This is a genomic window from Dysosmobacter segnis, from assembly GCF_014297285.1.
GTDB classification, from domain to species: domain Bacteria; phylum Bacillota; class Clostridia; order Oscillospirales; family Oscillospiraceae; genus Oscillibacter; species Oscillibacter segnis.
This window is the reverse complement of sequence record NZ_JACOQI010000009.1, coordinates 107,186-121,624: the sequence shown is the minus strand read 5'-3', so window position 1 is coordinate 121,624 and position 14,439 is coordinate 107,186. Positions and strand designations below refer to the sequence as shown.

General features: G+C 51.9%; 12 protein-coding genes. All 12 read left to right on the top strand.

Annotated elements, in window-relative coordinates; translation table 11 throughout:
• Window positions 1-556: 556 nt before the first annotated feature.
• Window positions 557-1,294, top strand: coding sequence for a hypothetical protein (locus tag H8Z83_RS10850; RefSeq protein ID WP_187015037.1), 738 nt, complete (start codon window positions 557-559; stop codon window positions 1,292-1,294).
• A gap of 90 nt (window positions 1,295-1,384) precedes the next feature.
• Complete coding sequence (locus H8Z83_RS10845; protein WP_187015036.1) at window positions 1,385-2,086, top strand: response regulator transcription factor; 702 nt, start codon at window positions 1,385-1,387, stop codon at window positions 2,084-2,086.
• Window positions 2,083-3,303 carry a sensor histidine kinase gene (locus tag H8Z83_RS10840; protein WP_187015035.1) on the top strand — a complete coding sequence of 407 codons (1,221 nt, stop codon included), beginning with the start codon at window positions 2,083-2,085 and terminating at the stop codon, window positions 3,301-3,303. The genes H8Z83_RS10845 and H8Z83_RS10840 overlap by 4 nt, the downstream gene beginning before the upstream one ends.
• A gap of 132 nt (window positions 3,304-3,435) precedes the next feature.
• Window positions 3,436-4,002 (top strand): hypothetical protein, encoded by a 567-nt coding sequence (locus H8Z83_RS10835; protein ID WP_187015034.1) that lies wholly within the window; start codon window positions 3,436-3,438, stop codon window positions 4,000-4,002.
• 467 nt (window positions 4,003-4,469) lie between these two features.
• Window positions 4,470-5,762: an ATP-binding protein gene (locus H8Z83_RS10830; protein ID WP_187015033.1), complete on the top strand. Its 1,293-nt coding sequence runs from the start codon at window positions 4,470-4,472 to the stop codon at window positions 5,760-5,762.
• A 269-nt stretch (window positions 5,763-6,031) separates the two neighbouring features.
• Window positions 6,032-6,709, top strand: a complete 678-nt coding sequence (locus H8Z83_RS10825; protein ID WP_187015032.1) for a response regulator transcription factor — start codon at window positions 6,032-6,034, stop codon at window positions 6,707-6,709.
• Window positions 6,702-7,601: a sensor histidine kinase gene (locus H8Z83_RS10820; RefSeq protein ID WP_187015031.1), complete on the top strand. Its 900-nt coding sequence runs from the start codon at window positions 6,702-6,704 to the stop codon at window positions 7,599-7,601. The genes H8Z83_RS10825 and H8Z83_RS10820 overlap by 8 nt, the downstream gene beginning before the upstream one ends.
• 450 nt (window positions 7,602-8,051) lie before the next feature.
• Window positions 8,052-8,753, top strand: a complete 702-nt coding sequence (locus H8Z83_RS10810; protein ID WP_187015030.1) for a response regulator transcription factor — start codon at window positions 8,052-8,054, stop codon at window positions 8,751-8,753.
• Window positions 8,725-10,980: a sensor histidine kinase gene (locus tag H8Z83_RS10805; protein ID WP_187015029.1), complete on the top strand. Its 2,256-nt coding sequence runs from the start codon at window positions 8,725-8,727 to the stop codon at window positions 10,978-10,980. Before H8Z83_RS10810 ends, H8Z83_RS10805 begins: the two co-directional genes overlap by 29 nt.
• 435 nt (window positions 10,981-11,415) lie before the next feature.
• Window positions 11,416-11,766, top strand: coding sequence for an XRE family transcriptional regulator (locus H8Z83_RS10800; protein WP_243184934.1), 351 nt, complete (start codon window positions 11,416-11,418; stop codon window positions 11,764-11,766).
• Window positions 11,767-12,064: 298 nt separating this feature from the next.
• Complete coding sequence (locus tag H8Z83_RS10795) at window positions 12,065-12,814, top strand: DUF975 family protein (RefSeq protein WP_187015027.1); 750 nt, start codon at window positions 12,065-12,067, stop codon at window positions 12,812-12,814.
• Between the two features lie 50 nt (window positions 12,815-12,864).
• Window positions 12,865-14,376, top strand: coding sequence for a flotillin family protein (locus tag H8Z83_RS10790; protein ID WP_187015026.1), 1,512 nt, complete (start codon window positions 12,865-12,867; stop codon window positions 14,374-14,376).
• The last annotated feature ends 63 nt before the right edge of the window (window positions 14,377-14,439 follow it).

The window sequence follows — 14,439 nt, the reverse complement described above, 5'->3', positions numbered from 1 at the left end:
CTTTCTTCATCAATATTGGGAAAAATCTCATCCGCAAATATTTTCGCCCATGAATTATCAAGTGCCTTTTTTTCGCGAGCAGTAAGTGAAAATACACTGTCATTGAAAGATATTTGCTGACTGCTGTTTACTTTAAATGACATAAACCTTACCACCCTTCAAATCTATAACCATTATAACACAATAGATTTGGGGGGTGGTAAGGTTGGCTGCTTATTCCATTTTCAGAAATTTCCTATACTTTTGACCCCGGCATCATTCCATTTCGGTTTTGGCATAATGCGTACCTCCGATGCGCTTCAACAGACTTCTTTGTCTATAACGGTTTCGGCTTGTATGTAATTATACCGATTTTATCCGCAAGTGTAAACTGAATGAAACCCACTTTTCGAGCATTCTATGGAAAAGAGGGTACCTTCTTGCCTGCAGCACGGATGCTGTGACAAATCTGTGACACTTTTTCCGCACTTTCGCGGGGGAAATCCAAGATGATCTCTGGTATGCTACAGACATGGTTGATACACAACCAAACAATAAAAAAGGAGAGTAACATACTATGAAAAAGAAAACGATTTGGAGCCTTGCGCTGGCACTGGCGTTGGTGGTATCAGCTATCGGCGCATCGACCGCAGCTTTGGCGGCTGCGCCTGACACGGCAGAGCCTGCAACTACCATCGCAACCGAGAACGAGGACGCCATCTGGGAGCAGATCGAGGCGGTGGAAGAGAAGAGCGACGCCATCTTCCAGAGAAACGCGGCGCTGTGGGAAAAGCTGGACGAAATCTGCAACGCCCTGCCCGACGACTACGACTTCACAAACTTTGACGAGGCGGCATTTATCCGCAACACCAACGCTCTGACGGAAGCGGAGAAGGAAACGCTTCTGGCAGATATCAAGGAGCTGAACGGCCTTGACGCCGAGATGGAGACGCTGTACGCTCAGCTGCCCGACTGCGACAATATGTCGCTCTACGAGAAGGCACTGGAAAAGGCCGACCCCAAAGTGCTGGACGAAATCGACACCCTGGAGCAGGAGTATGACCGCGTCTGCGAAAAGCACGCCGACCTGTGGGACAAGGTAGATGAAGCATACTTCGATCTGCCGGACGATTATGACTTCGAAAACTATGAAGAGGCCGCCTTCATCCGCAGCCTGAGCTTCCTGACCGATGCGGAAAAGGACGCGCTGATCGCCGACTACAACCGTCTTACGGAGATCGACAGCCAGCTGTGCGAACTGTACAATTCCATCTGGGGCAACACCGGCTGCGAAAGCGGCATCTGCCCCCTTTGACGGAAAGGAGATATTCTGATAGTATAAAATCAACATCGTGCCGATGCTGCGCCTGTGCGCAGCATTTGGCGCTGCTTGCAAGGAGGACGCATGGAACATTCTATCTATTTGGCGGACGATGAAAAGAGCATCCGGGAACTGCTGCACAGCTTCCTTACAAGCGACGGCTATACCGTGCGCTCCTTTGAAAGCGGTGACGCGCTGCTGGAGGCGTTTCGTCAGGAGCCTGCGGAACTGGTGATCCTGGATATCATGATGCCCGGCACGGACGGACTGACGGTGTGCAGGGAACTGCGTACGCTTTCCGACATTCCCATCATCCTGCTTACGGCCAAGGACAGCGAGCTGGACTACGTCATGGGCATCAGTCAGGGCAGCGACGATTATCTTACCAAGCCCTTTCGCCCAACGATATTACTGATGAAGGTCAAGGCCCTGCTGCGCCGTGTGGAGATGGATCGCGGCAAGTCCGCAGCGGCGGGCGGTGAACTGCACTATGGGGACATCCACTATTCCGCCACGGAAAACGCTATCTTTTGCGGAACTGTGCCGGTGGCGCTGACCCAGACTGAGCTGCGACTGCTCGGTTATATGATGAGGCAGCCGGAAAAGGCATATTCCAGAGAGGAACTGCTTAATGAAGTGTGGGGATTCGGGTCAGAGGTGGAGACCCGCGTGACCGACGAAACGCTGCGCCGTATCCGGAAAAAGCTGCTGCAAGCGGGCAGCACCGTCAGCGTAGGCACGATATGGGGCTTTGGCTATAAGCTGAAGGGAGCGGAGTGTACATGAAAAACATCAAACTGCGGATCGTGTACCTGATCCTTTGCTCGGCTCTGCTGCTCTTTGCGCTGTTCATGCTGGCGGTGAACCTCATTATACCAGCACACTTTGTGCGTGAGGCAAAAAAGGCGCTCATCAGCGAGGCACAGTACCAAAACCGTACCATCCCCTATACCGACGATGGATCCTTTTTTGACGATGAATGGAATGATGCGGAGGAGCACTTCCTTACGCCCAGCATCGTATTTTTAGAGCTGGATAATACCAATCAATCAAGCGGTTGGAACAGGGACGCATATCGCTTGGAGAAAAAACTGCTGGAATACTGCAAGGGGCGGGATCTGTCGCTCAATCAATGCTATACCTTCAAAACAGACAGGCATCATCTGATCTTCATGTCCGTGGAGGATGAGCAGGACGATTGGGAAAAACCGTACGCCTATATCATGTACATAGACATCGCCCCCATCACCCGCTATATCGTAACGCTGAACTGGGCGTTCTTTGCGGTGTTAGTGGCGATCTCCTCCGTCATGTGCCTGCTGGGGTTTCGCTTTGGCCGGGATATTGAAAAGGAGGCGGAGCGGCAGCAAACCTTCTTCCAGAATGCCTCTCACGAGCTGAAAACGCCGCTGATGGCGATACAGGGCTATGCGGAGGGCATACAGGCGGGTGTGATGGACACAGGCAGCGCGACGGAGGTGATCTTGAAGGAAAGCGACCGCATGACGGAGCTGGTAGACGAGCTCCTGGACATCTCAAAAATCGATATGGGGCGGCAGCCGCTTACCCTTTCTGAGATGGATGTTCGGGAACTGCTATACGACAGCATACGCGCCGTGGAGCCGGCAGCCGCCGGCGGCGGTATCACCATCACGCCGGACTTCCCCGAAACGCCCGTTATGGTCAGCTGCGACGATACCCGGCTGCGCAGAGCGGTCGCCAATATCCTATCCAACGGCGTACGCTATGCCCGCAGCGAGCTGCGCCTGACCTGCCGCACGGACAAGCGGAATGCGACGATACGGATACAGGACGACGGGGACGGCATCGCCGAGGAAGATCTTCCCCACATCTTTGACCGCTTCTACATGGGAAAAAGCGGAAAATCCGGCATCGGCCTTGCCCTGACCCGGGAGATCATCCACCTGCACAAGGGAACCATCCGCGCCCGCAACGGGGACACCGGCGCCGTTTTCGAGATCTCCATTCCGGTGAGCAGATAAGAAGATCACCGCACTGCCTTTGAGCACCTTCCTTGAAAAAAGGACGGACTTAGAAAAGACTTTTGTTAGTACTGGGTGGAGAGTTTCTTGTGATTTCCTCTTGTGCCGACATTGTTAGAATGGAGTACATCTATGGGTTGCAAATCAAAAAAATATCTGCATATTCATGACTGGAACTACTGGTGGGGCTATTTCCGCTGCGGCAAGGGCTGGGAACCTTTCCATGCGGCTGAATTTTCTCTTACCGAGGACGAGGCGGGAGAGGCGTCCTTTTTTTATTTTGATTTCTATAACCTTCCCGCGCTTCACCAGACGATTCGGGACGGTGAGTTTGTGGAGCCGGATAGTCCGGATCATCCGAGCTTTCTGGAGCAGGCGGAGCGGCTCAAAAACGGTGAACAGGACTGGTTCGTTGGGGCGCTGTACTATCCGCATTTTTCACCGGAGATGCATTTCTGCAACGCTTACGTCCGGAGCGGTGTCCCGCTGACACAGCTGGTTTCCCCGTCTGTACCGCCCTATTACGGGGTGATCTTTCTCCGGGAGGAGAACCCCCTCACTCCGGAGGTGCTGACACATTGGGTGGAGACACTGTCCCGGCCACTGTTCGGCCAACAGTTTTCCTGTACACTTGCGCAAGTTCCCAGCCGACAGGAGGCGATGGAGCAGTTTGAGAAGGAGATGCGGCTGATGCGATGAAATGTACGGTATCGTTTACCACTGATTTCCCGTTGAAAAGCAGTCGGGAGGGAGACGTCATGGCGTAATACCCCGCCTTTAGGCATAGGGACATAAGCCACACTTTGTTCCACTGTAAAAAGACTTTCGGGGATTGCGTTAGATATCGTTGAGTAATATAATGAATGAGACTTTTTGTGATAAGTTGTCTATATAGCGATAATACAAAATGCAACACAAGAAAAGAACGTATGCACTCGAACATGGTTTGCTGCCTCCTTTTAGAACGGTGTGGTAACTTCATCCCACCAGGATCCGCAAGCTATGACTTCTTTTTAATAGGGGCTCACACGTGAAGACCCGAAAGAGAGTGAAAACAGGCAATACATCACGAGAATGATCTTTAAGTCAAGAAAAATTGCATTTAGACAGATTTTTCTTGACTTAACGATTTTGCGAAGCTAAACTATACCCATGAGGTGATAGAAATGGAGCGTAAAATCGAAGAACAACTGCTTGCATGGAAGAATAAAACCGATGATCGGTTGCCGCTGATCGTCAACGGCGCCCGTCAGGTGGGCAAAACTTACATTCTCCGCAAATTTGGCGAGGAACAGTTTAAAAATGTGGTCTATATCAATTTGGAGACAAATCTGACGATTGCATCCTATTTTAATGACAATATTGCGCCGGAACGACTTTTGCGGTATCTTGAGGCGTCTACTGGTGAGAGGATCATTCCGGAAGAAACGTTGATCATTTTCGATGAGATCCAATCCAGTGAGCGTGCGTTGACAGCTCTAAAGTATTTCTGCGAGGAAACGCCGGAGTATCATATTGCAGCGGCAGGGAGTTTGCTGGGTGTGGCAATCAACCGCCAGCACTATTCGTTTCCTGTGGGCAAGGTGGAGACGCTTACGCTCTATCCGCTGGATTTTGAGGAGTACCTTGGGGCAAGAAGCCAGAAACTCCTTAGTGAAGAGATTCGCAGAGCCTACGAGAAAATGGAACCGCTGCCTGATGCACTGCATCAGAAGGCAATCGAACTGTATCGGGAATATCTGCTTATCGGCGGGATGCCGGCCTGTATCAACGCCTTTTTGAAAAGCGGCAGTTTTCTGGATGTTCCACTGGTGCAGAATGAGATTTTGGATAACTACATTGCGGACATGGCGAAGTACGCCAGTAATACGGATAGCGTGAAGATCCGTGCCTGCTACAATTCCATTCCGGCGCAGTTGGCCAAAGACAATAAGAAATTCCAGTATAAGGTGGTGCAGAAGGGGGGGAGTGCCGCGCTATTTGGCGCTTCCATCGAATGGCTGAATCTTGCCGGTGTCGTGCTGAAATGCCAGCGCATCAATCAGGCCATTGAGCCGATCGCTGTTTATACTGATCTGTCAGCGTTCAAGCTCTATATGGGCGATGTGGGTCTGCTGACGATGAAATCCGGGCTTTCACAACAGACAGTGCTCTCCGGAGAGGGGAATACTTTCATGGGAGCTGTCACAGAAAACTATGTGGCACAGCAGCTTGCCGCCAAGGGCTATGATTTATACTATTGGGAGAGTAGCAGTACGGCAGAACTGGATTTTGTACTGCAAAAAGGCAATCAAATCGTCGGCGTAGAGGTCAAGAAAGGGGAGCATGTCCGTTCTCGTAGTCTCAGCGTCTTCGTGGACAGTTATAAGCCAGCTTACTCAGTCCGACTTTCGCTCAAGAATTTCGGGGAGAAAGATGGGCTAAAGTCTGTTCCGCTGTATGCGGCATTTTGTGTGTAGAAGCGGTCGAAAAATAGAAGGCAAGATTACTTGAAAAAAGTAAATCTTGCCTTCTACATTTAGTTTTGAGACCTATCTCAAGTATTCCCGAGAAGATATATATCGTGACAACGGCTTGTGCTTGATTTGCGATGCAAATCTTGACTTTCCATCCAACAATCTGTACTCTTAAATCGTATTATGCTGCTGATATTATCTTTTGATCTGCAAAGATGAGAAGCCACCAAAGGAAACGATGTTGGTATTTGAATAACGAGGGAGTGAGATATATGGAGCAATTACTGATTGTTGAAGATGATATCGGTTTGAATCAAGGCTTATGCAAAGCGCTGAAAGCAGATGCTCGGCAGATCATTTCCTGCCAAGACCTAAAAACGGCGAAGGAACAGCTGCTTTGCGGCGGTGTATCCCTGATCCCGCTGGATATCAATCTGCCGGATGGCAGTGGGCTTGAGCTGCTTCGGGAGGTCAAGGAAAACCTGCCCGCAGTTCCTGTTATTCTGCTGACTGCCAATGACACCGATCTGGATATCGTAGACGGACTGGAGCGGGGCGCTGATGATTACATTACCAAACCCTTTTCTCTTTCGGTTTTGCGGGCAAGGGTGAATACCCAACTGCGAAAGCAAGCGTCAAACCATAAAAATGCGCCGTTCCATATGGATCTATTTCACTTTGACTTTGAGGCTATGACCTTTTATGTGGGAGATTCAAAAGTGGAATTGAGTAAAACAGAACAAAAATTACTGCGTCTGCTTGTTGAAAATCGTGGTCGAACCATGATCCGTGGAGACCTTGTCGACCGGATCTGGACAGATGGCGCAGAATATGTGGATGAAAATGCTTTGTCTGTTACGATCAAGCGTCTGAGGGATAAGCTTGGTGCACAGAAATACATTAAAACTGTCTATGGAATCGGTTATAGCTGGGTGACAAAAGATGAATAAAACCGGCATTGTGATCATACTGCTGTGTTTTCTGGCGGCGGCAGCTGTTGTGTTATGGGAGCGGAGAAAGGCCAGAAAAACGATGGAAGAAATCGAAAGAATGCTGGACGCTGCCATGACCGGCTCCTTTTCTGAAACCAATTTTGATGAAAGCCAGCTATCTGCATTGGAAACGAAGTTTGCGCACTATCTTTCCGCCGCAGAAGCATCTTCTCAAAACATAGCGCAGGAAAAAGACAAAATCAAAACCTTGATTGCGGACATCTCCCACCAGACAAAAACGCCGATTGCAAATCTGCTGTTATACAGCGAGCTTTTGATGGAGGAAACTCTGCCTGCATCGGCGAAGGCAAATGTGGAGGCACTGTACAAACAATCGGAAAAGCTGCGATTTCTGATCGATTCTCTCGTAAAGCTTTCCAGACTGGAAAACGGGATCATTTCACTCTCCCCCCAGCCGGCAGCGCTGCAGCCGCTGCTTGAAAGTGTAGTAGAACAATATACCGCCAAGGCTTCTGAAAAAGGATTGTCTTTGCAAATGCAGGATACAGATGCTTTTGCTGTATTCGACTTCAAATGGACAGCGGAAGCGCTGGCTAATATCGTAGACAACGCCATCAAATATACAGAGCATGGCACCATTACTATTTCTGCCGTAAGCTATGAAATGTTTGCAAGGATCGATATATCGGATACCGGTTCAGGCATACCGGAAAATGAGCAAGCGAAGATATTTGCTCGCTTTTACCGCTCAAATAGTGTGCAGAAACAAGAAGGGGTCGGCATCGGCTTATACCTTGCTCGACAGATCATATCCGGCGAGGGCGGTTATATCAAGGTTGCTTCCGTTCCGGGAAAAGGAAGTACGTTTTCCATATTTCTGCCGAAATAACAACAATTCTATCAAAACTGTTAGATTTCATTTTCCGCCGGAAAGAATGTGGAAAGATTCCTATGCGATAATCTGTATGTATCAAAGGATCATTTCCTTTCATACATACAGATTTTTTCATGGAGGTACTCATTTGTGGATGTTTTACAGGCAAAAGACCTGAGAAAAATTTATGGCTCCGGCAATAACGCAGTTCATGCGTTGGATGGAGTGGATTTAAGTGGTGCCGTCAAGATTTGGACCTGTTGACAAAGTGGCGCGCAGATCCTTTCTGTGGTAAAATAAATTCAACAAAGTTAAATTTGTCATGCACTGAACAAATTATGTTGGCCGAAAACCTGTACACATTTTTCTGATTAGAAGCTTTGTAAGAAATTCGTAAGACTTTCGTCGATTTGTTTGTAAGGCTCCGCCGCTACAATAGAGACAGCTTCAAGGGAGGAACTCGCTATGAACGAATGTATTCTCGTGGTCGATGACGACCGTGAGATCGTAGGGGCTATCGCCATCGTGCTGGAGCGGGAGGGGTATACCGTCCGCAGGGCATACGATGGGTTGGGGGCGGTGGAGCAGGCGCTTGACCCGGCGGTACGGCTCATCCTTATCGACGTGATGATGCCGAAGCTTGACGGGCTTTCCGCCCTCATGCGCATCCGGGAAAAGCGGAACCTGCCGGTCATCGTTCTCTCTGCCAAAAGTGAGGATACCGACAAGATCCTCGGCCTTTCCATGGGGGCGGATGACTATGTGACCAAGCCCTATAATCCCCAGGAGTTGGCCGCCCGGGTACGGAGCCAGCTGCGCCGCTACACCCTGCTGGGAGATGTTCACGCGGAGAAGCGTGAGGGCGAGATTGTCAACGGACGCCTGTCCTATGACCCGGAGCGCCGTGAACTGAAGGCGGACGGCGAACTGGTAAAGCTCACTGCCACAGAGTTGAAGATTGTGGATCTGCTGATGCGAAATCCCGGACGGGTGTTTCCAGCGGAGGAAATCTATCAGCGGGTCTGGCAGTCTGACAGCTACGCCTGTGAGAATACGGTGATGGTTCACATCCGGCGCATTCGTGAGAAAATCGAGTTGAATCCCAAGGAGCCAGACTATATCAAGGTGGTGTGGGGCATTGGATACAAAATGGAACAACACAACTGAAACTGTGGAAATCGAGCCTGTAATGCCGCAGAGAAAGGGGACCGGTTTGCGCGCCGCGGCGGCTTTCCTGACGTTTTTCATGGGCGTGAGCCTGACGCTGGGCAGTCTGTGCGGTGCCGTAGGACGCCGGGCTATTGGAAGTGATTATGCGGAATGGTGGCAGAATGACTGGCAGGAAACACCGGTGTTCCGCAATCGTATCTCCAACGATCTGGAATCCTTTCTGGCGATAGGTGTTGGGAGAACGGTGGACTGGTATCATCCGGATTATTCTGTTGAGGATACCGTATCCGGAACAGGTACGATCTGGTTCTTTGCGGATACACCAATGGCAAGCTATGAAACATCATCCGCTGAAGCGCAGGACACGTCCCCGGATTCCGCGTACAAGCACGATCTAAACACAATTTACGCGATTCACGCAGCCGATGGAAAAAAATACAGTAATCTGGAAGAAGTGACCGGTTACCGGATAGCGCTGGATGAATACAGCAAGCTGCCGAAGGGCTACAACTTCCTGCTGATCTATGAGGACGGCAAAGTCTCCATTTGGAAGGACGGCAAAAAGCTGCCCGTCTATGACAGCGATAACATTCTGGACGAAGACTCTCTTTGGAATGTCCCCGGCTATACCAATTTCAAGGTCGGCGAGGAAGAGGCAAAGGTTACCATAAAAATGGCTGTGCGGCAAATCCCCATTCTCTACAAGGGCAGCAACAGCTATTCGTACAACTCCCTCTACTGGATATACCGGAGCCTTCAGAACAGCCACGAGGCGTGGAGATCGCTTGCAATTTCCTTCTGCGTGGGGCTCGTGCTGCTTGCAGCATGGTTCGTGCTGAGGAAGGAGCGGTACGCGGCAGATCAAGCCATCGCCAAAGTGACCTTCCATATCTGGACGGAACTGCGCTTCCTTGCGGTGTTCCTGTGCCTGCTTTGTCTGACGGTTCCCATGCTGGCGGCTGCTGACGGCTATCTCTGGTGGTATCCGGATGATGTGTCTTATACGATAATGCAGACCCTCCGCTGCTTCGGTACGGGGTTGTTCAACCCCGGCGCAGCGCTGGGGCTATTCTGGGCGGTATGGTTCATCCGTAATGACCACCATTATCATCCCGCCGAAACACGCAAGAGCCTATACCGTACCGTATCCAGCGCCATGCGGAAAAAAGAATTGACCTATCCCATACAGAAGCGGATCAATCGCCGGATCGCCATTCGTAATTTGGCAACGGTTCTCGCCACGCTGGGTTCTTTTGCTCTTTTGTACATTTATCTTGAAACCTATGACGAAATCGCACTCTTGGGTATATGCGCCGTTTGGCTGGTGCTTGGCCTGCTCTCCTCGATTTTGTGGGGACGCCGCGAACGGGCGCTTGCCCGTGATTTTGGGCTGCTGGCCGACCATGTGGCCGCGGTCCAGAGCGGCGAGTTGACCACACCGCTGGATCTGCCTGCGGATGCAGACCTGCGTGAGACCGCCGAACGGCTCAACAGTATCCAGTCCGGCCTAAAGGCAGCGGTGGCAGAGCAGACCCGCAGTGAGCGCATGAAGGTGGAGTTGATCTCCAATGTATCCCACGATCTGAAAACGCCGCTGACCTCCATCCTCAGCTATTCTGAACTGTTGATGCAGGAGCCGCTGGAGGGAGCGGCCTCGGATTACGCACAGATCATCCAGCAAAAGGCATTGCGGCTCAAGAGTATGGTGCAGGATGTGTTTGAGATCAGCAAAGCCGCCAGCGACCAGCTCCCCGTGAAGCCGGAGGTGCTGGACTTTGGCAAGCTCCTGCGTCAAACCCTTGCCGACATGGATGGCGAGATTCAAAAATCCGGCCTGACCTTCAAGCTTGACCTGCCGGAGCAGCCGGTTGAGATCACGGCCGACGGTACGCGCCTGTACCGGGTGTTCCAGAATCTCCTTCAGAATGCCCTCAATTACAGCTTGCCTGGGAGCCGCGTCTACCTCTCTCTGAAAACCACCGGCAAAGCGGCAGTCGCCTCCCTCCGCAACACCTCCCGCAATGAGCTGCCGGAAGGTGTGGACTTCACCGCCCGATTTGTGCGGGGCGACGAGAGTCGCACGGATGGCGGCACCGGTTTGGGCCTGTCTGTTGCTAAGAGCTTCACCGAGGCTTGCGGCGGCACCTTCCGGGTGGAAACCATGGCGGACCTCTTCACTGCCATCGTGAGCTTTCCCGTGTCCATGCATAAACCCAAGCAGTGAACGATGCAAATATAAGGGACCTATGAAGTTTTATCATAAATGAGAACAAGCCGGGCAAACGCCTCGGCTTGTTTTTTTAAATCGTTGTTTACTTCCTTGCGAGTGCAAATTATAATATTAGCAAGAAGCTGGCAGTGATATGACCACCTACAAATGGCTCAATCTGCTTTTCAGCAAACGTGGCATCAATTCCAATCGGATTGAGACTTTTTATGATAAGTTGTTTATATAGCGATAAACTGAACTTGAGATCGTGAGGGTACAGCTATGGCGAGAGTTTCCACCAGAGAGAATAAAAATATATATCAGTTGACCAGAGAAAACCTGAAGCTTACCAGAGAGACCGCGAGTGAACTGTTAGAATCCATTCCGCCGGAGCGTATAGAAAAGATTGAGAACGAGCGCTCTTTTCCGCATCCGGATGAAGTGCTTACAATGGCAGAGAAATATAAAAAGCCGGACCTGTGCAACTATTACTGCGCCAATCAGTGTCCCATCGGGCAGGAGTATGTGCCGGAGGTCAAGATCAAGGACCTGTCTCAGATCGTGCTGGAAATGCTGGCATCTTTAAACGCGATGAATAAGCGGAAGGACCGGCTTATTGAAATCACGGCTGACGGCAAAATTTCCGATGATGAGCTGGAGGATTTTCTATACATTCAGGAGGAGCTGGAACGCATTTCCATTACGGTGGAGACCTTGCAGCTCTGGGCAGAGAAGATGCTGGCTGCCGGTGTGATTGATGAGGCGCGGTATGAAGCGTATCGGAGCCGGAAGAAAACCTGAAAGGGGTATTTTGCTCCGAAAGTGAAAATAAACTGCTGTATCTTTCCAATTCTATGATGTATTCCGCCGTCCTTTTGCTGTACGCTATTCTCAAGCAAAGGGGCGGCGTTCCAAAAACCGGAAAAGGAGCTGAGGGCAATGGGGCCAGAGAGCGGCTGTTGACCATCCACTTGATGGAATTATTGAGAAAAAACGGAAAATATGCAACAAAATTAGGATTGGAACCGTCTATAAAAGTGAGAGTCCTTGCAGAAAAGAAATATAGTGGGGAAGCCCATGGGGCGGAAAGGGAGAGCTAATGAAATACGCGGCAGATTTTAGGCAGGAAGCTAGGGCGGCGCTTCAGGGGAAATGGCCGTTGGCCATTCTGGTGGGATTGGTGGCGGCGATTCTGGGAGGAGCCACTTCCGGCGGACCTGAATTTAAGATCAATTTTACCGGCGGCAGCCTGAACGCGAATATTCAATATGCCGGACAGACCATCTACTCTTGGGGAGACGGGATCACACCGGGACTGCGGGCAGTTCTGGTTGGCGGCGCGATCTACCTGATCTTAGCGGCAATCGTGCTGGGGGTCCTGTATTTCATTCTGGGCAGTGTTATCGAAGTGGGCTATGCCCGGTTCAACCTGAACCTGACCGCCGGAGAAAAGCCACCCTTTGAAACGCTGTTTTCCTACTTCCCCTATTGGAAAACCATAGCTGTGACTGCGCTGCTTCAAGCCGTGTATATTCTTCTTTGGACGCTGCTGCTGATCATCCCCGGCATCATGGCTTCTTACAGCTATGCCATGACCGGCTACATTCTGGCGGAGCATCCGGAACTGACAGCCGGCGAGGCCATCGCACAGTCCAAGGCTATGATGGCGGGGAACCGCTGGCGGCTGTTCTGCCTGCAATTCAGCTTTATCGGATGGGACATCCTGTGTGCTCTGACGCTGGGCATCGGCAATCTGGCCCTGCGGCCTTACAGACACGCTGCTGAAGCGGCGTTCTACCGGGAGCTGTGCGGCGGTACGGTGCCCGAAGACGAGGAATACTCCGTATAAGTATTGTCATCCCTTAAAAACTACATAAAGAAAAAGAAAAGGAGAACCACATGGACATTTTACTGAAGGCAATTCCCATTGCGATTCCCGTGATCCTGGTCATTCTCATTTTCCTGATGGGCTACGTGAAAGCACCCCCCGACGTGGCCTACATCATCTCCGGCCTGCGGAAGCACCCCAAGGTGCTCATCGGTAAGGCCGGTATCAAGATCCCCTTTCTGGAGCGGGTGGATAAGCTGATCGTCCGCCAGATCTCCATCGATATCAAGTCTGAAGGCTACATTCCCACCCAGGACTTCATCGGCGTGGACGTGGACGCCGTGGCCAAGGTGCGGGTGATGACAGACCCGGAGGGCATCCAGTTGGCCATGAAGAACTTCCTGAATATGACGGAGGACGACTTCAACCGGGCTATCGTGGATTCCTTGCAGGGCAACATGCGTGAGATCATCGGCACCATCACTCTGAAAGAGATCTGCAATGACCGTAAGAAGTTCGGCGACGAGGTGCAGTCCAAGGCCCAGACCGATATGAACGCGCTGGGCATCCAGATCATCTCCTGCAATATCCAGCGTGTCACCGATGAAAACAGCCTTATCAACTCGCTTGGTCAGGACAACATGAGCAAGATCCAGAAGGATGCTGCTATTGCCAAGGCTGAGGCAGAGAGGGATATTGCCATCGCCCAGGCCCAGGCTGCCAAGGCGTCCAATGATGCCCAGGTGGAGGCGGACATGCATATCGCCCAGAAGCAGAATGATCTGGCGATCAAGCAGTCTGAACTGAAGGTGCAGGAGGATACTAAGCGGGCCGAGGCCGACGCCGCCTACACCATCCAGCAGCAGGAGCAGCAGCGCTCCATTGAGACGGCTACCGTCAATGCCCAGATTGCCAAGACGGAGCGCGAAGCCGAGCTGAAGAGCAAGGAAGTCGAGGTCAAGAAGCAGTCCCTGGACGCCGAGGTCCGCGCCGCTGCCGACGCCGACCGTTACCGCAAGGAGCAGGAGGCACAGGCAGCTCTGTACCAGCGGCAAAAAGACGCGGAAGCTGTCCGCTATGAGCAAGAGCAGGCGGCGGAAGCCGCCAAGAAGGCCGCCGAGGCTGCCCGTTTCGCCAAGGAGCAGGAAGCTGCCGGTATTGCCGCTGTCGGTCAGGCGGAAGCCGAAGCCATCCGGGCCAAGGCCTTGGCAGAGGCCGAGGGTATCGACAAGAAGGCGGAGGCCATGAAGAAGTACGGCGAGGCCGCTGTGATCGAGATGATCATGAACGCCTTGCCGGAGATCGCCAAGAACGTGGCGGAGCCCCTCAGCAAGGTGGATAAGATCACCATGTACGGCGAGGGCAACAGCGCCAAGCTCCTCAGCGACATCGTCAACGGCACCACCCAGGTCACCGAAGGCATCAGCGCCGGAATGGGGCTGGACCTCAAGAGCCTGCTGGCAGGTGCCCTGGGCGGCAAGCTGGCGGCGGGCAATTCCCAGCCGGTGCAGGTGACGGTAACGCCCCAGGCCCAGCCTGACGCGGCGGCCGCTTCCGCGGACACGCCGGAGCAGCAGGTGTGATGACTTAACCGGACATAAAATCTGCCTGGGGCCTCCTGCAGGAGGTCCCAGGCTTCCGTAAAG